The sequence below is a fragment of the Bordetella genomosp. 10 genome (genome assembly GCF_002261225.1).
Taxonomy (GTDB): domain Bacteria; phylum Pseudomonadota; class Gammaproteobacteria; order Burkholderiales; family Burkholderiaceae_B; genus Bordetella_C.
The window spans coordinates 107,869-125,406 of the sequence record NZ_NEVM01000005.1; the positions used below are offsets into that span (position 1 = coordinate 107,869).

Below are 17,538 nucleotides of genomic sequence, written 5' to 3' on the forward strand. Positions count from 1 at the left end.
GGCGAACGGCCGCCACTTAGGTTGCCTGGGGGTGGCGGCAACACACTGTTCAACGCTGAGCTAGAACCGATACGCCACCCTCAGGCTGCCTTGTTGCCCCGACGCGCCGCCGGTGTTGATGAGCGCGTCGTAGTTCAGGCTGACGTCGAGGTTCTTGCGCGGATGCAGCGTGAAGCTGGCGCCGGCGGTCAGGGATCCGCGCGGCAGGCTCGCGCCGGTGGCGGTGAACGGCGTGCCATCCTGCGAGGTGACGCCGATGGCGCGGTTGGCGTCGAGCACTTCCCGCGCGTAGCCCACCCGCACTTGCGCGTTCATCGGATTCGCATCGTCGCCGAATGCCTGGTCGAGGGCCAGGCCGACGTAGGGTTGCAGGCTGTGGATGTTGTCCGTGCCCACGTGCAGGTTCTGGCCGCTCGCGCCCTTCTCGTTGAAACTGTCGGCCCGCACATAGGCATAGCGCAGGCCCAGCTTGGGCGTCAGCAAGGTGCGGGCGCCCAGTTGCAGCGGCAGGCCGGCCTGCAAGCCCAGCGTCGCTTCCTGGCCCGTATGGTTGCCCTCGGCCGTGCCGACGGCGTCGAAGGGCCGCTTTTGCGACAGGAAATTCAATCCCACCCCGGCGGTGGCGCCCAGCACGAAGGGACCGGCGGCGCGGCCGCCATATACCCCCAGGCGCACCGTGTCGAGCTTGCCCGAGCTGCCCGTGCCGCGTTCCTGGATGTCGGCGTGATCGTAGCCAAAGGCCACGCCCAGCACGCCCGGTCCGGCCGGACGGTCATGGCCGGCCAGGAAGCCGTAGCGCTGGCTTTGGAAGCCGGGCGCGCCGCTGTTGCCGCCCACCCGGGTGTAGTTGCCCGTAAGCGTGGCCCACACGGAAGACCCCGGCTCCATCGCCAAGGCCTGCGCCGATCTCATGCCCGCGCCCGATCCCGCGCGATCCAGCAGCGCGCCGCTGGCCGACTGCGCCCCCAGCAACGCCGTGGTGCCCAGCGCCGTGTAGATGCTGGTTTGCGTCGGCGCGACGACCACGGCCGCGGGCGGCGAGGTCTCGGACGCGCCCGGCTCCGCCAGAACCAGGTCCACCGTGTTGCCGCCCACCGAGACCGTCTGCGCCAGCGTCCCCAGCGCCGACGCGCCCGTGCTGCTGACCGTGTCGAACGCGCCGCTCACGCCGCCGGCCGCCGACACGATGGTGTACGAGCGCGCCGAGTACGTGCCGGGGTCGTAGACCAGCGCCAGCGTGCCCGCCAGGCTGGCCGTGCCGCCCACCTTCAATTGCGACGCCTGCGTCGGGCTCACCTCGATCCGCAGCGTGGCATCGCTGGCTTGCGTGTAGTTGCCGCCCACCGTCAAGGTGCCGATCGAGCCGCCCGGCGCCACCGTACCGGCGTTTTCCACGTTGCCCAGGATGGCGCCGTGCCCGCGCAAGGTGCCGGCAGCCTCGACCGCCACGTTGCCGCCCAGCACGGCCGAAGGCGTATCGATGTCGCCCACTTCCAGTTCGCCGCCGGCCACGGTGGTGGCGCCCGTGAACGCCGCGCTGTCGCCGTTCAGGATCAGCAGGCCGCCGCCCTGCTTGGTCAGCCCGCCGCTGCCGCTCAGCGCGCCGGAGAAAATGGTATCCGTGCCGTCGCCGCCCGCCGTCAACGTACCGGACCCGACCAGGACGTTGCCAGCGCCCGCCAGCGACCCGATGCTCTGCTTCGTATTGCCCAGGTCCAGCGTGGCCGCGCTGGCAATCGTCACCGCGCTATTGGCGCTGAAGACATTATCCGCGCCCGCCTTCAGCACGCCGGCCCGCAAAGCCGTCGCGCCCGAATAATCGCTACGGCCCGCCAACGTCAGCGTGCCCGCGCCGTCCTTGACGAGGTTGCCCTGGCCCGTGATCGCGCCGGCGTAGCTCCCGGCGGCCGCCTGGTCCAGCGTCAGCGTGGCCCCGCCCAGCGCCACGGCGCCGCCGGTGCCCGTGAGCGAAGACGCCACGAGATCGTAGCCATGCAGATCCAGCGTGCCGCCGTTCACGACGTAGGCGCCGTTCGAGACGAACGCATGGTCCGCGCCCTGGACCAACGTGCCGTCCAGCACCGCGGTAGGGCCGCTGTAGCGATTGGCCGCCGTCAGCGTCACCGTTCCCGTGCCCGCTTTCAGCAAGGCGCCGCCACCGCTGATCTGGCCCGCATAGTCGCCATCGATGGCCTGGTTGAAGACCAGCGCCGCATCGGCGGCGACGGCGATATCGCCTTGGAGCATGGCGGTCGTCGCCTGCAAGGCGCCGGCGTCGACATGCGTGCCGCCGGTGTAATTCTGCACGGCCGTGAAGACCAGGGTGCCGTTGCCCAGCTTCTGCACGCCGCCCGCGCCCGAGATCACGCCGGTATAGCTGCCGCTCGCATCCTGCTGGAAGGTGATGAAAGCGCCGCTGCCCACCTCGGCGTCGCCCGGCAGGCTGGCGCCCGCCGCCACCAGTTCGCCGCCGAGCACGAGGGTGCCGCCCTCGTAGCTGTTGGCGCCCGTCAACGTCAGCGTGCCCGCGCCTTGCTTGGTCAGGCTGCCCGTGCCGCCGATGGCGCCGCCGTAGGTCTGCGCGCTGCCGTTATCGAAGACCAGGACGGCGTTGTCGACGATGTCGCCGGCGACGCTGCCGTTGCTCGCGCCGTCGCCCAGCCGCAGCGTACCGGCGCCGATGGTCGTGACGCCGGCATACGTGTTCGCGCCAGTCAACGTCAGCATGCCCGCGCCCTGCTTGGCCAGCCCGCCGCTGCCGCTCAGCGCGCCGGAGAAGGTGGTGCTCGCGCCGTCGCCGCCCGCCGTCAACGTGGCGGCGCCGAGCAGGACGTCGCCCGCGCCGGCCAGCGAACCGATGCGCTGGTCCTTGCTGTCCAGATCCAGCCTTGCGCCCGAGGCGACCGTCACCGCGCTGCCGTCGCCCAGCACATCGACCGCGCCCGCCTGCAAGGTGCCGGCGTTGACCACGGTCGCGCCGGTATAGGTGTTGGCGCCCGAAAGCGTCAGCGTGCCGGTTCCGTCCTGGACGACGCCGCCGAAGCCGGAGATGGCGCCGCCGAAACTCACGGCGTCGCTGCGCTTGAAGGCCAACGTGCCTTTGCTGGCGCTGCTGGCGCCCGTGTTCACGTCGCCGTCGATGCTGCCCGCCGTGCCGCCGTCGCCGACCTGCACCGTACCGCCGTACAGGAGCATGGAGCCGAAGCTGTCGGCGCCGGTCAACGTCGCCGTTCCCGCGCCCTGCTTCCAGACGGCGCCGGCGCCGCTGATGCTGCCGGCATAGCGGATGTCGTCGCTACGGTCGAACGCCAGCACGCCATTGTTGGCGATGTCGCCGGAAATCGATCCCGCCGTGCCGCCGTCGCCGATGCGCAGCCCGCCGCCCGTACCGATGGTGGTGCCGCCGCGATGGTCGCTCGCGCCGGTGAGCGTGAGGAACCCGGTCACCGCGAGCCTGCCGCTGCCGCTGATGTCGCCGCCGAAGGTGCGTCCGAAGTCCGTGTCGGCATTGACGAAAGCCAGCGTCCCGTGGCCGACCGCATCCCCCGTGTACACGTTGCCCGTGATGCTGCCCGTTGCGTCGATTTGCAGGGTGCCGCCGGAAATCGCCGTACCGCCGTAGGCGTTCGTCCCGGAAAGGGTGAGGGTCCCCGCGCCGGCCTTGATCAACTCGGCCGTGCTGCTGATCGAGCCCGCGTAGAGCGTGTCGGTCGCATTGTTCAAGATGACGTCTTTCGCGCCCAGCAGGACCGTCGTGCCCGCGTTGCCCGACAGCGCACCGATGGTGGCCGACGTCGCATAGATACCGCTGATGTCGAGGCTGCCGCCGATGAGCGTCACGTCGCCCGAGGGCGACAGGCTGCCGCCATCCGACAAGGCCAGCGTGCCCGCCGTGATCACGGTGCCGCCGCCATAGGTATTGGTGCCGGTCAGCGACAGCCTGCCTGCGCCCTGCTTGACGAGGTTGCCGCCCGGGCTCGTCAGCGCGGTGGCGAAGACGACGTTCTGGACATTGGTATCGATGCGGTATTGCTGACCGGCGGCGGTGCTGAAGCGGGAGGAATAGTCCGTGGTGTTGGAAGCCGAATACTGCAGCGTGCCGCCGCCGAAACTGATCGTGCCCGCCAGTCCCAGTGCCTGGGGAGACAGGAGCGACAGCGTGCCGGCGTCAAGGCGCGTGCCGCCGCTATAAGTATTCGTCCCGAGGAGGAAAAGCGGGCCCGCGCCGGCTTTGGTCAGGCTGCCCGTGCCGCTGATGGCGCCGCTGTATAGCTGCGGGGTGCCGTTGTCGAAGACCAGGGCGGCGTTGTCGACGATATCGCCCGCGACGTTGCCAAGGCTCGTCCCGTCGCCCAGTTGCAGCGTGCCCGCGCTGATCGTCGTGGCGCCGTTGTAGTTGCTCCAGCCGGTCAGCGTCAGCGTACCCGCGCCCAGCTTGGTCAGGCTGCCCCCGCCGCTGTTCAAGCCGGCGGCGAATACGACGTTCTCGCCGTTGGTGTCGATGCGATATTGCTGGTTGGCGGCGGCGCTGAAACGGAACGAATAGTCCGTGGTGTTGGAAGCCGAATACTGCAGCGTGCCGCCGCCGAAACTGATCGTGCCCGGCCCCAGGGCCTGGGAAGACTGGAGCGACAGCGTGCCGGCGTCAAGGCGCGTGTCGCCGCTATAGGTATTCGTCCCGCGGAGGATAAGCGTGCCCGCGCCGGCCTTGGTCAGGCTGCCCGCGCCGCTGATGGCGCCGCTGTAGGTCTGCGAGGTGCCGTTGGCGAAGACCAGGGCGGCGTTGTCGACGATATCGCCCGCGACGCTGCCATTGCTCGTCCCGTCGCCCAATTGCAGCGTGCCTCCGCTGATGGTCGTGGCGCCGGTGTAGGTGCTCACGCCGGTCAGCAGCAGCGTGCCCGAACCCAGCTTGGTCAGGCTGCCTCCGGCGCTGGTCAAGCCGGTGGCGAAGGCGACGTTCTCGCCGTTGGTGTCGATGCGGTATTGCTGGTTGGCGGCGGTGCTGAAACGGGACGAATAGTCCGTATTGTTGGAAGCCGAATACTGCAGCGTGCCGCCGCCGAAACTGATCGCGCCCGTCGTGCCCAGCGCGCCGGCGGAACCGAGCGCCAGCGTACCGCCATTGATGGTCGTGCCGCCGGTGTAGGTGTTCGTCCCGGAAAGGGTAAGCGTGCCCGCGCCGGCCTTGGTCAGGCTGCCCGCGCCGCCCAGCGCCGAATCGACGCCGATATCGAAGCCGTTGCTGTCGATGACGCCGCCACCCGTGCCCAGCGTCACCTGCCCCACGTCGAAGCCCGTGAGGAAAGAGGCATTGCTGCTCCCCGCCTGCAGGGTGCCGCCATTGCCGATGTTGACCTGCCCGCTGCCCAAGCCCTTGCCGAGACTGCCGGTGTGCAGCACGCTGCCGTCGAGCGTCAGCGTGCCCGTGCCGCCGGCATCCTGGGCAACGATGACGTCGATGGCCGAGACCGTGCCGCCATTGAGGATATCGAGGGTGCCGGTACTGTCGAAACGGCTGACAACGATCAGCCCCATCGACGTCAAGGCCCCGCCGCTCTCGACGGTGACGGCGCCCGGGAGCCCGCTGCCGTTGCCGATCAAGAGCCTGCCGGCATTGACCATACCGCCGTTCTGGATCGTCAGGGAGCCCGCGGCATATTCGCCGACGAATATGCCGCTCACGGCGTTCCAGGCCGAGCCGCTGCCGGTCACCGTGACACTGCCCGTCGAGGAGGCGCCGACAACGCTGGCAGTTTCGCCCGCGCCAGTGTCGTTCACCACGCCGCCATTCTCGATGGTGAGGTCGCTGGCAGCGCCGTTGCCTATGTACAAGGCGCCAGGAGTCCACGGCAAGGCCGCGCTACCGATATACGTGCCGCCGGAGGGGGCAACGGTAGCGCCGGCGGCATTGAGGTAATAGATCGTGTCGGCCCGCGCCTGCGGCGAAGATGAAGCGGCCGCCAGGACAAGCGTCAGCGCCCCGGCCGCCCGCCCCGCCTTGCCTCGCCCCCTGGCCGTCTCCGCCACGGCCTGCCAAAGGCCCAGGGTGCAATTGAAGACGAGCCGGTAGGCGTGGTTCATGCTTTTCTCTTCGAAGGAGGATGGCGAGGCGGGGGAGCCGATAGGAGTCGCCTGCCCACGGCGAGGCGTCGCCCACCGTGAAATTGCCTGCCCCTCTTGCGAACGCTGCCCGGCACGTTACTCATAAAAGTAACAATTGACGAGAATATAAATTAAAAGTCGCAAATAAAGGTAATTAATTATTTAATCGCGGGGGATTATTCAAAAATATGTGGCGACGATGTTACTTTTTTGAAATAATTCTGAATCATCACGTTGCCGACCGCCCTCCGCGCACTGGCGCATCGCCCCTGGACGGAAAATCCACCGCACCGGCGCCCGCGACAGCGGCACATGGCGGCCGCGGCCCCCGCAACGAGGCGCAAGGACGCCAGGCCCGGCCCTTACCCCAGCCCCAGCATGTCTGCCAGGCTGCGCTCCGTCCGTTCCTCGACCAGTTGGATATGCGATTCGAGATCGCGCAGGTGGGCGTCCATCTCGGCGATGGCTTCCTTGACCTTGCCCCGCTCCAGGTAATCGACCACCCGCGCGTGTTCGTCGTGTTCGCAAGTGGCGTTGCCGGGGGGCTGGAAGATGGCGACGACCAGCGCGCAGCGCGAGATGATTTCCATCAGATAGCGCGCCAGCAGCGGGTTGCCCGACATTTCGCCCAGCTTCAGGTGGAACGTGCTGGCCAGGCGCGCCCATTCGGTCTGCGGCGCGCTGTGCATGGCGTGGTGCTCCTCGCGCAGTTGCCGGCGCAGCATGGCGAAATCGGCCTTGGTGGCCGACTTCGCCACGAGCGGCAGGATGGACGTCTCCAGTATGCGACGGGCCTCGAACAGCTTGTCCACTTCCTCGCGCGTCGGCATGGCGACGATGGCGCCGCGGTTGGGCCGCAGCTCCACCACGTGGTCATGCGCCAGCCGCTGCAAGGCCTTCTGCACCACGGTGCGCCCCACGCCGAACAGTTCGCACAGGGCGGCCTCGGGCAGCTTGGTGCCCGGCAGCAGCCGCTGTCCCATGACGCCGCCCAGCACCGATCGGTAGATGCGGGTCTCGGCGTCTTCGGCGGTATCGGCCGCGACCAGCGCGCTCGGGCGCACCTTGGGACGGCCGCGTGTCGTCGCGGCCTTGGCGGGAGTCTTGCGTACGGCTTGTTGCTTCATGCGTGGGCGCCCAGGGCGGAAAGTCGTTTGCCGATGGAGATGGCCAGCCGGATCAGCGACAGATCGCTGCCGGCCGGTCCCAGCAAGGATACGCCAGCCGGCAGGCCATCGTCGCCGATGAAGGGAATATTGACCTGCGGCAGCCCCGCCAGGCCGGCGATCGAGGTCAGGCGGAACGTCTGGGCACGGATCGCGTCCACCGCCGCCGGGTCGGCCGTGCGCGCGATCGCCGCGCTGGAGGCCGAGGGCAGCACCGCCACGCGGTCTTCGCCGAGCAGGCCGCGCACCTCGGCGCGCAGCCGGTCCTGCACCGCCCGCGCCTCGGCCGCCGCCTCGGCGCCGGTCCCCGCCGCTGCCTGCCAGCGCGCGGCGATGGCAGGCGCGAACACCGGCTGCTCGCGCGTGATCCAGTCGCCATGCGCGCGCCAGGCGTCATGGGCCGACACGGTGATGTAGGCGCGGCGCCACGTTTCCAGGTCGGTGGCGGACACCGGCCCGCGCGCCAGCGGCAGGCCGGCGGCCTGCAAGGCGCCGGCCACGGACTCGACCAGCGGCCCGAAGGCGGCGTCGGCCTGCGCGCAGGCATCGGTCAGCACGACGGCCTCGCGCCACGCGACCTCGCGCGCATCGTCGAGCAATACCCGGCCCACGCGTTCGAACACCTCGTCCCGCGCGGCCAGCCAGGTCACGGTGTCGAACAGGGGCGACAAGGGCACCATGTGCCGGGCGCTCAACAAGCCATGCGTGGTGCGCAGGCCCCACAAGCCGCAATAGCTGGCCGGCACCCGCGTGGAACCGCCCGTGTCCGTGCCCAGCGCGAAGTCGACCAGCCCAGCGGCCACCGCGGCCGCCGAGCCGCTGGACGATCCGCCGGGCACGCGATCGGGCGCGCGCGGATTGCGCGGCGTGCCGTAGTGCATGTTGTCGCCCTGGATGCTGTAGGCCAGTTCGTCGGTGATCACCTTGCCGTGCAGCCGGGCGCCGGCATCCATCAGGCGCGCCACCACGGGACTGGTATGGGCGGCGGGTTCATGGCTGCGCAGCCATGCCGGGTTGCCCGCCCCCGTGCGATGGCCCGCCACGTCATACAGATCCTTGGCGGCGAAGCCCAGCCCGTCGAGCGGGCCGCTGCCCGTGGGGGCCAGGCTGAAACGTCCATGCGGGACCCAGGCGCCCACGGTGTCGTCGAAAGGCAGTGTCATAGCGTCCGGCATTGTCATAGCGTCGTGTTTCCATTGTTGGACGCCGCCTCGCGCGCCATCGCGCGCGGCGCCGCCACGTCCCGCGCGGCCGGGCGTTGCGCCGCCGCGTGTTCGAAGATCGCGCCCGGCGTCGTGAACCATATCTCGCCGCTGTCGCGCCGCGCGGCGATATGCGCCAGGGCGCGGCGCAGGTGGCGCAGCCGGTAGGGCTGCCCCACCAGATAAGGATGCAGGGCGATGCCCATGACCAGCGGCTGACGCCGCGACTGCTCCAGCATCTCGTCGAAGTGGTCGATGATGAGCTGGGCGAAATCCTTGCCGTCCATCTGCCGCGCCACGATCATGGGAATATCGTTGACCTCCTGCGGATACGGCACGGCCCACAGCGGCGCGCCGCCGCGCGTGCGCATCGGCACGGGCTGGTCGTCATGCGACCAGTTCAGCGTATAGCCGTAGCCCGTCTCGGCCAGCAGGTCGGGCGTGAGCGGCGACTCGGCGATCCAGGGAGAAAGCCAGCCCGCCGGCCGCTTGCCGCCGACGCGCTCCAGCGCCTGCGCGCAGTGCACGAGCAAGGCGCGTTCGGCGGCCTCGTTGTAATCGCCCTGGTGCAAGGCGTTGGTGTGGCCGTGCGCGATCAGCTCGTCGCCGCGCGCCACGCAGGCCTCGACCAGTTCGGGGCAATGGTCCAGCAAGGCCGTGTTCACGATGGCGCCGGCGGGCAGGCGCAAGGCGTCGAACAGGTCCAGGCAGCGCCAGGCGCCGACCCGGTTGCCGTACTCGCGCCACGCGTAATTCAGCACGTCGGGTCCGCCCAGGTGCGGCCCCAGCCGCGCGCCCAGGCCCTCGCCGAAAGCGAAGTGCTCGATGTTGAAGCCCAGGTACACCGCCAGCCGCGCGCCGTTGGGCCAGGCATAGTCGGGCCGCCGATGGATGGGCGAATACGCGAAGCGGCCGTGCGTGGCCAGCGGGCGGAAATCCGGCAGGTCCGCCATGCCCGTAACGTCGATACGACTCATAACGTCGCCAACCCCGCCTTCGCCAGCAGCCATTCGGCGCTGTCGTTCCAGACATCCATTTCCGTGATGAGCCCGTCGCGCAGCACGTAGCGGTCGACGTAGCGATTGCCCTCGAACGGCGTGCCGTCCAGCCACTCGCCATGCAAGGTGCCGCGGTTGTAGACCACCGCGTATGCCGGCGTGGCGCCCGCCACCACCTCGGTGGCCTCGAAGCGCTTTTTCACCCAGGCATAGCGCGACGCATTGAAGGCCGCGCATTCGGCCGGCTCGCGCATGGCGCGGCCGCCGGTGAAGCGGATCCGCAGATCGGGCGAGACGTAGCGCCGCGCGCCCTCGGGGTCGGGTTTCATGAGGATGGTCAGGTAGGCCTCGACGATGGCGCCCGGATCGCCGGTCCCGGCGCCAGCGTCCTGTCTTGGTGCTTCGTGCATCGTTATCTCCCATGTTCTGCGCCACATTGGTGCGCGCGTTGCGCAACATCGATCTTGCAAGGCATGCGGCCGCAAGGCCCCTGCTCCGATTTTTTGCTGCATTAGTCCAATAAATTGTCGTCAATAAATAGAGTGGTTTGACGACAAAAACATATCCTGACCGAAGCAAAAGCCATGCCAGTATTGTCGCCGGGAAAGTAGTTTTGGCATGGGTTTTGCTTTGACTCCCGATGCAACCATTCCGGCCTCTTGCACAACGACATCATCGGGAGAACTCCATGTCGCGCTTTTCTCGCCGCACCTTCGTCCGCTCCAGCCTGGCCCTGGCCTGCGCCACCCTGGGCTTCGCCGCGCAGGCGGCCGAACCCATCAAGATCGGCCTCATCACCGCCCTCTCGGGCCAGTCGGCCCTGGCCGGCGAAGCGATTACGCGCGGCATGCAGATGGCCATCGACGAAATAAACGCCCAGGGCGGCCTGCTCGGCGGCCGCAAGCTCGAACTCGTGCGCCGTGACGACGAGGCCAATCCCGCCAAGGGCGTGACGGCCGCGCGCGAGCTGATCTACAAGGAAAAGGCCGCGGTGATTTTCGGCGGCCTGGACACGCCGGTCTCCATGGCCATCGTGCCGCTGATGAACCAGGCCAAGGTGCCCTTCATGGGCCCGTGGGCCGCGGGCACGCCCATCACCAAGAACGGCGCCAATCCCAATTACGTGTTCCGCGTCTCGGCGGTCGACGAACAGGTCGACGCCGGCATGGTCGACTATGCCCAGAAGACCTTCAAGAGCGCCAGGTTCGGCCTGATCATGGTCAACAACCCCTGGGGCGAGTCCAACCAGAAAGGCATCGTCGCCGCGCTTGCCGCCAAGGGCATGAAGCCCGCCGGCTCCGAGAAATTCGACGACACCGCCGTCGACGTGGTGCCGCAGCTCACCCGGCTCAAGGAAGCCGGCGCCGACACGCTGCTGCTGGTCGGCAACGTCGGCCCCTCGGCGCAGGTGGTCAAGTCGCTCGACCGCATGGGATGGAAGGTGCCGATCGTGTCGCACTGGGGTCCCGCGGGCGGCCGCTTCACCGAACTGGCGGGCCCCAACGCCAAGACCGTGCACTTCGTGCAGACCTACAGCTTCTTCGGCAAGCAGTCGCCGGTGGGCGAGAAGGTCATCGCCGAGATGAAGGCCAAGTATCCCGACGTGAAGGGCCCCGAGAACATCACGCCGGCCGTGGGCGTGGCCAATGCCTACGACGCCATGCATCTCACCGCGCTGGCCATCGCCAAGGCCGGCTCCACCGACGGCGACGCGATTCGCCAGGGCTTCGAGCAGATCGACGGCTACGACGGCCTGATCAAGTCGTACAAGCATCCCTTCACGCCCACGCAGCATGACGCGCTCGGCGCGCAGGACTATATCTGGGCGCAGTTCATCGACAATCGCATCCTGCCCGTGGGCATGGACAAGTAAGCGGCGGAACATTCCATGCAGTTGCTGGCAGCACTCATCAGCGGCCTGGGCCTGGGCAGCATGTACGCCCTCACGGCCCTGGGCTTTCACGTTACGCATGCCGTCTCGGGGACGGTGAACTTCGCCCAGGGCAGCTCGATGATGCTGGGCGCGGTGCTGTGCTTCACCTTCGCCCAGACCCTGGGCTGGGGCATGGGGCCGGCCATCGTGCTGGCCCTGGCGTGCTGCGCGCTATACGGCCTCCTGGTCGAGTTCCTGGCGGTGCGGCCCTTCGCCTCGCGCGGCTCCAATGCCTGGCTCATGTCCACCGTGGCGCTGGGCATCGTGCTCGACAACGTGGTCATGCACACCTTCGGCAAGGAGCCGCGCAGCCTGCCCTCGCCGCTGGCGGTGTCGCCCATCGAGGTCGCCGGCCTGGGCCTGGGCGTGTACCCGCTGCAACTGCTCATTCCGCTGGTGGGCTTCGCGCTGGCGGCGGTCCTGCACCTGGTGGGCCGCCGCACGCGCTGGGGCACGGCGCTGCTGGCCGTCTCGCAAAACCGCGACGCGGCGCGCCTGATGGGCATACCCATCAAGCGCGCGGTGGCCGCGGCCTTCGCGCTGTCGACCTTGCTGGCCGGCGTGGCGGGCGTGCTGATCGCGCCGCTCTTCAACGTCAACGCCGACATGGGCACCCTGTTCGGCCTGAAGGCGTACGCCGTGGCCATCCTGGGCGGCATTTCCAGCGCCTGGGGCGTCATGTTCGCCGGCCTGATCTTCGGCGTGGCGGAAGCCGTGGTCACGGTGACCCTGGGTTCCGGCTACACCCAGATCATCACCTTCTTCCTGGTCATCGTGGTGCTGGCCGCGCGACCCAATGGCCTGTTCGGCCGCGCGGAGGTCAAGAAAGTATGAATTCCAAGTCTCTCGTCCTGGGCCTGGCCGCGGCGGCCGTGGCCATCGCGCTGGCCTTCACGCTCAACAGCTACTACGTTTTCGTGCTGGCCCAGATCGCCCTGCTCGCCATCGTGGGCATCGGCCTGAACGTGCTGCTGGGCCTGACCGGCCAGGTTTCCTTCGGCCACGTGGGCTTCTACGCCATCGGCGCCTACGTGGTCGCCATCCTCACCACCAAGGCGGGCTGGAGCTTCTGGCCCGCCTGGGCCGCCGGCACCCTGTTGGCCGCCGCGCTGGGCGCCCTCCTGGCCCTGCCCGCGCTGCGCGTCAAGGGTCCCTACCTGGCGATGATCACCATCGCCTTCAGTTTCATCGTCCAGCATGCCGCCATCGAGATGGACGGCATCACCGGCGGCCAGAGCGGCATCATGGGCGTGCCGCCGCCGCCGCTGGTCGCGGCATGGGGCGTCGAACAAGCCGTCACCGTGCTCGCCGTGGCCGCCGCCGCCGTGCTGCTGGCCGCCTACTGGCGGCTCTCGCGCGGCGCCTGGGGCGCCGCCATGCGCGCCGTCAAGGACAGCGAGACGGCCGCGCAGTCCATCGGCCTGAACCCCCTGGTCATCAAGACCGTGGCCTTCACCCTGTCGGCGGCCGCGGCCGGCCTGGCGGGCGGCCTGTTCGCGCCCTTGTCGGGCTTCGTCACGCCCGACACCTTCAACTTCATGCAGTCCATCCTCTTCGTGCTGGTGGTCGTCATCGGCGGCTCGGGGACGGTGGCCGGCCCCGTCATCGGCGCGCTGATCGTCGGCGCCCTGCCCGAACTGCTGGCCTCGCTGGAAGACTATCGCCTGCTCTTCTTCGGCGCCTTGCTGCTGCTGGTGCTATGGGTGGCGCCCGATGGCCTGATGGGCCTGTGGCGCCAGGTCCGCGGCCGCGCGGGCATGGCCGCCGGCGCCGATGCGGCGCCCGCCGGCGCGCAAAAGGTCGCCCTGGCCCAACGCCCGCGCGCGACCCTCGCTGCCCGGGACCTGGGCATCACGTTCGGCGGCGTGCGCGCCGTCAGCGAGCTGTCCATGCAGGTGCCGGCCGGCGCGGTCACCAGCCTGATCGGCCCCAACGGCGCGGGCAAGACCACGGCGCTGAACATGCTGAGCGGCTTCTACCAGCCTTCCACCGGCGACGTGCTGCTGGGCGAGCGCTCGCTCGCCGGACGGCCGGCCTTCCGGATCGCGCGCAGCGGCGTGGCCCGCACCTACCAGACCTCGCAACTCTTCGGCTCGCTCAGCGTCGAGGAAAACGTCATCCTGGCCATCGGCCGCGGCCGTCTCGGCGGCCTGCTGGCGGCTCGCAATCTGCGCGGCGAGCAGCCGCGCGCCCTGGCGCGCGCGCTGCTGGCCTATTGCGGCTACCGCGGCGCGCCCGAGGCCGTGGCCGGCGACCTGGCGCACGTCGACCGCCGCCTGGTCGAAATCGCCCGCGCCCTGGCCACCGACCCCGACGTGCTGCTGCTTGACGAGCCCGCCGCCGGCCTGTCCCGCGAGGACAAGGGCATGCTCGCCACCCTGCTGCGCCGCATCGCCGATGCCGGCATCGGCGTGGCCATCGTCGAACATGACATGACCCTGGTCATGTCGATCTCCGACCAGCTCGTGGTGCTGGATGCCGGCCGCCGCCTGGCCGTGGGCACACCCGCCGACATCCAGAACGATCCGGCCGTCAAGCAGGCCTACCTGGGCGAATCCCTGGACGTCCAGATAAGCGCGGCCCGCGAGCCCCGGACGGCCGGCCCCGAATTGCTGGGCGTATCCGACCTGGTGGCCGGCTATGGCGCCGAACCCGTGCTGCACGGCATCAGCCTGCAGGTGCGCCAGGGCGAGATGGTGGCCCTGCTGGGCGCCAACGGCGCCGGCAAGTCCACGCTGATGCGCACGCTGGCGGGCCTGCACCAGAGCCATTCCGGCGCCATGCACATCGACGGCAACACCATCGAGGGCCGTCCGGCCGAGACCGTGGTGGGCCTGGGCCTGGTGCTGGTGCCCGAAGGCCGCCAGGTCTTCCCCGAGCTGTCGGTGCTGGACAACCTGCGCCTGGGCGGCTTCCTGCACCAGGCCGGCCGCGAGGCCCGCGTGCAGGAAATGCTGGATCGCTTCCCGCGCCTGCGCGAACGCCTGCACCAGCGCGCCGGCCTGCTTTCGGGCGGCGAGCAGCAGATGCTGGCGGTGGCCCGCGGCCTCATGAGCCAGCCGCGCGTGCTGTTGCTGGACGAACCCTCGCTGGGCCTGGCGCCCAAGGTCATCGCCGAGCTGTTTGCCTCGCTGGACCGCCTGCGCGCGGAGAACATGACGATTCTGCTGGTGGACCAGATGGCGGGGCTGGCCCTGGCCCTGGCCGACCGCGCCTACGTCCTGGAAAGCGGCCGCGTCGTGGCGCAGGGCACGTCGACGGAAATCGCCGCCAACGATGCGCTGGCCAACGCCTATCTGCATGCGTGAGCGGGCTGCCGGCGTTCTATCCGGGCATGCCCCGGGCAGAACGCCCATCGGGCGCCGGCCCGCGGCCTGCATCCGGCCGCGATAGCCGATCGTGCCGTGGGGGCCGCCTCAGGCCGCCGCCACCCCGGGACCGCTCATGATCTCGATCCCCAGGTTGGCCAGGATGTTCCGCGTCACGGCATCCGGCACGTCCTCGGCATAGACGGCGATGTTCAAGGCGCGCGCGGTCTCCAGCACCGACACCGTCAACTGCTGGCTGCCGATGCTTTGCGCCATGCCGCCGACGAAGCCGCCGCCCAGCTTCACATAAGCCAGTTGCAGGTTGTGCAACTGGCTCAGGGCGTTGAACTGCTGGGCCAGGCGGCGCACCCCGACCCGCGCGCCCGTCTGCGCCGCCACGCGGCACAGCGCCGCCACTTCGGCATGGCGTTCGACCAGGGCGTGCGCGTCGATCTCCAACAGCAGGCGGCCGGCCTGCGCGCGCTTCTCGGCCAGCATGCGCTCCAGTTGCAGCAGGAAATTCTGGTGCCCCAGCGACGGCATGGACAGGCGTATCGTCAATTCGCCCGGATTCATCATCAGCCAGCTCAGGGCCAGCCGCAGGGCCTGGATATCGCAATCCGCCGACAGGTCCAGGCGGATCGCCGCCGGGACGAACAGCCGCGCCGGGATCGGCTCGGAGGCGTCGTCGCCGTGCAGCATCAGCGTGGCTTCCTGCCGCAGCAATTGCCCGTCCAGGGAGGACAGCGGCTGCAAGGACAGGGTGAAGCGCTCGCGCTCGATGCCGGCCGTGATGAGCTGGCGCCACGACGACTCGCTGTTGGCCGACAGCATGGGTTCGTCGTCCGAGGTCAACTGCACGTGATCGTCGCCCGAGCTTTCGCCGCGCATCAGGGCGTAGTCCAGGCGTCCCAGCAGATCGCCCACGCGCGCGCCCGGCGCGTAGTCCGCCAGGGCCTGCACCCAGCGGCACAGGCCGCCCTCGCCCACCGGAATGCGGGCCGCGCGCAGCTCCGCGCGCAGGCGCTCGGCGACCATGATGGCCTTGGGCGCCGGGCATCCGGGCATCAGCAGCGCGAAGTCGGAGCCGTTCAGGCGCGCCAGCACCGCGTTGTCCACCTGCATGTTGTCCAGCATCGCGCGCACGCGATCGACCAGCGTGCGCAGCCACTGGTCCACGAACTCGCGCGGCATGTAGCGGTTGATGGCGCCCAGGTCGCGCTGGCGGAAGACCAGGATATGGCCGCCCGGCGTGGCCGCGTCCTTCGTCGACGCCAGTTCCGGATCCAGTTCGCGCAGGAATTCATTGATGAAGTACTTGCGGTTGGCCAGGCCCGTCACGGGATCCTGGTTGACCTCGATCTGCAACGACTCGATCCTGGCATTCTGTTCCTCGGCCGTCGCCCGCAATTGCTCGCGGGTCTGGTTCAAGGCATCGGTGATGCCGCTCAGTTCCGGCACGCGCGGCGCCAGATGCTGCCCCCACTGGCCGCGGCCGATGGCGCGCATCTGCTCCCCGACTTCGGCCAGCAGCCGCTTCTCGATCCAGCGCACCAGGGCGAAGGCGAACAAGGCCCACAGTACCCCCGCGCCGACCACCAGCATGATCATACGCAGGCTATTGCGCCACAGCGTTTCCCAGGCGTAGATGTCCGTGGCCGTCAGCGTGACCTCGCCCAGTTGGCGCCAGCCGTCGGTCACCACGTGGCTGGCCGACTTGGCCGACAGCGGCACCAGGCGCTGGAACCAGCCCGGCACGGGCGCGGCGGCGTCGCTGCTGCGCGAGATCAGCACCTTGCCTTGCGGGTCCGTCAATTTGACCAGGGAGAAATGGCCGCCGTCGAACAGCGCGGAGACCAGCAGGTCCTGCGTGATGCGGTCGCTGTTCGCGGGCTGCGACAGCGACAGCGCCAGCGACACCGCCGCGTCGTTGCTCTGCACCTGCAACTGGCCGGAAAGATAGTCGCGCGCCGCGTTGACGCTGAATATCAACGTCCCCAGGAGGATGACGACGACGGCCAGCGTGATGCTCAATAGAAGTTGTCGAAGAATGGACATAGTTGCTTCCCGCCGCGGGACTTACGGTCGAATGCCTTCGCGCTCCATGCGCTGCAGCAGATTACGCCAACGCCCGATCCGGTCGACCGGGGCAGCCTGTTTTCCATTTACATAGACGCCTTCCGCATTGAAACTGAAGACGGGGACCAGGTCCCGCCGCTGCGACGCGGGCAGGATGGTGGAAATCAAGCTGTCGAGAACCAGCGGCATGGCATTCGGCGAGGGATAATAGCCCAACACCATGTGCGCGATCTGTTCCGTGCTTTCGGGCCCGCCGATGCGGGCGCGGACGTACACGAAACGCAGCTTGCTGGTGGGCACGCCCAGGCTGATCAGCGAGAAATACTTCCCGATGACGTAATCCTCGCAATCGCCCGCGCCCTTCCCCAGGGCCTCCAGCGGCGTGGCCCAGTAATCCTCGACGCCCCAGACCGTCATGTCGTCGGACTGGCGCACGCGCTGGTTCCAGAAATCGTTGACGCTCGCGAGCTTGTCCTGTTCGGACATCTCGCGGTCGTCCTGCAATACCTTCAACCACGCCTCGACCGCCTGCTCGCCGCGCGCGCCATAGCGGCTGGCAGCCAGCTTCACCAGCTTCTGGCTGTCCAGTTCGAGCGCGCCGCTGAGGCTCCACCCGCCGACCAGGCAAAGTATCAGCGTCCAGCACAGCGCCTGCAAAGCGAGCGGACGTAAATATCTGGGCATGGGGGTCTGGGTGTACTCCGGGCGCCTCCGCGGAGTGCGGAGGTGCCCATCTTACACAGCTAC

At 68.9% G+C, this 17,538-nt stretch carries 10 protein-coding genes; 3 read left to right on the top strand and 7 right to left on the bottom strand.

What is annotated here, in order from left to right:
• Positions 1 to 60 precede the first annotated feature (60 nt).
• The 5 genes from CAL29_RS16790 to CAL29_RS16810 form a co-directional block, all read right to left on the bottom strand.
• Positions 61 to 6,084, bottom strand: coding sequence for an autotransporter-associated beta strand repeat-containing protein (locus CAL29_RS16790; RefSeq protein WP_094854236.1), 6,024 nt, complete (start codon positions 6,082 to 6,084; stop codon positions 61 to 63).
• A gap of 383 nt (positions 6,085 to 6,467) precedes the next feature.
• Positions 6,468 to 7,232, bottom strand: a complete 765-nt coding sequence (locus CAL29_RS16795) for a GntR family transcriptional regulator (RefSeq protein WP_094854237.1) — start codon at positions 7,230 to 7,232, stop codon at positions 6,468 to 6,470.
• Complete coding sequence (locus CAL29_RS16800; RefSeq protein WP_256977529.1) at positions 7,229 to 8,434, bottom strand: amidase; 1,206 nt, start codon at positions 8,432 to 8,434, stop codon at positions 7,229 to 7,231. Before CAL29_RS16800 ends, CAL29_RS16795 begins: the two co-directional genes overlap by 4 nt.
• 14 nt (positions 8,435 to 8,448) lie before the next feature.
• A complete protein-coding gene (locus CAL29_RS16805) occupies positions 8,449 to 9,450 on the bottom strand; it encodes a polysaccharide deacetylase family protein (RefSeq protein WP_179284081.1) in 1,002 nt (333 codons plus the stop codon).
• A complete protein-coding gene (locus tag CAL29_RS16810) occupies positions 9,447 to 9,881 on the bottom strand; it encodes a nuclear transport factor 2 family protein (protein WP_094854240.1) in 435 nt (144 codons plus the stop codon). Before CAL29_RS16810 ends, CAL29_RS16805 begins: the two co-directional genes overlap by 4 nt.
• 278 nt (positions 9,882 to 10,159) lie before the next feature.
• Between CAL29_RS16810 and CAL29_RS16815 the strand changes: the two genes are divergently transcribed.
• From CAL29_RS16815 to CAL29_RS16825, 3 genes are read left to right on the top strand one after another with little or no spacing between them, the layout of a single operon-like run.
• Complete coding sequence (locus CAL29_RS16815) at positions 10,160 to 11,344, top strand: ABC transporter substrate-binding protein (RefSeq protein ID WP_094854241.1); 1,185 nt, start codon at positions 10,160 to 10,162, stop codon at positions 11,342 to 11,344.
• A gap of 15 nt (positions 11,345 to 11,359) precedes the next feature.
• The gene (locus CAL29_RS16820) at positions 11,360 to 12,238 is read left to right on the top strand and encodes a branched-chain amino acid ABC transporter permease (RefSeq protein WP_094854242.1); all 879 of its coding nucleotides are present in this window, start codon (positions 11,360 to 11,362) and stop codon (positions 12,236 to 12,238) included.
• Positions 12,235 to 14,712 carry a branched-chain amino acid ABC transporter ATP-binding protein/permease gene (locus CAL29_RS16825; protein ID WP_094854243.1) on the top strand — a complete coding sequence of 826 codons (2,478 nt, stop codon included), beginning with the start codon at positions 12,235 to 12,237 and terminating at the stop codon, positions 14,710 to 14,712. Before CAL29_RS16820 ends, CAL29_RS16825 begins: the two co-directional genes overlap by 4 nt.
• Positions 14,713 to 14,820: 108 nt before the next feature.
• On the opposite strand, the gene CAL29_RS16830 is transcribed toward CAL29_RS16825, so the two are convergent.
• Complete coding sequence (locus CAL29_RS16830) at positions 14,821 to 16,770, bottom strand: bifunctional diguanylate cyclase/phosphodiesterase (protein ID WP_094854244.1); 1,950 nt, start codon at positions 16,768 to 16,770, stop codon at positions 14,821 to 14,823.
• 21 nt (positions 16,771 to 16,791) lie between these two features.
• The gene (locus CAL29_RS16835; RefSeq protein WP_094854245.1) at positions 16,792 to 17,475 is read right to left on the bottom strand and encodes a transglutaminase-like cysteine peptidase; all 684 of its coding nucleotides are present in this window, start codon (positions 17,473 to 17,475) and stop codon (positions 16,792 to 16,794) included.
• Positions 17,476 to 17,538: the final 63 nt, after the last annotated feature.

Coding starts and splice junctions, on each gene's coding strand:
- CAL29_RS16820 (WP_094854242.1), top strand. CDS start 11,360: ATGCAGTTGCTGGCAGCACTCATCAGCGGCCTGGGCCTGGGCAGCATG.
- CAL29_RS16810 (WP_094854240.1), bottom strand. CDS start 9,881: ATGCACGAAGCACCAAGACAGGACGCTGGCGCCGGGACCGGCGATCCG.
- CAL29_RS16830 (WP_094854244.1), bottom strand. CDS start 16,770: ATGTCCATTCTTCGACAACTTCTATTGAGCATCACGCTGGCCGTCGTC.
- CAL29_RS16825 (WP_094854243.1), top strand. CDS start 12,235: ATGAATTCCAAGTCTCTCGTCCTGGGCCTGGCCGCGGCGGCCGTGGCC.
- CAL29_RS16790 (WP_094854236.1), bottom strand. CDS start 6,084: ATGAACCACGCCTACCGGCTCGTCTTCAATTGCACCCTGGGCCTTTGG.
- CAL29_RS16805 (WP_179284081.1), bottom strand. CDS start 9,450: ATGAGTCGTATCGACGTTACGGGCATGGCGGACCTGCCGGATTTCCGC.
- CAL29_RS16795 (WP_094854237.1), bottom strand. CDS start 7,232: ATGAAGCAACAAGCCGTACGCAAGACTCCCGCCAAGGCCGCGACGACA.
- CAL29_RS16800 (WP_256977529.1), bottom strand. CDS start 8,434: ATGACACTGCCTTTCGACGACACCGTGGGCGCCTGGGTCCCGCATGGA.
- CAL29_RS16835 (WP_094854245.1), bottom strand. CDS start 17,475: ATGCCCAGATATTTACGTCCGCTCGCTTTGCAGGCGCTGTGCTGGACG.
- CAL29_RS16815 (WP_094854241.1), top strand. CDS start 10,160: ATGTCGCGCTTTTCTCGCCGCACCTTCGTCCGCTCCAGCCTGGCCCTG.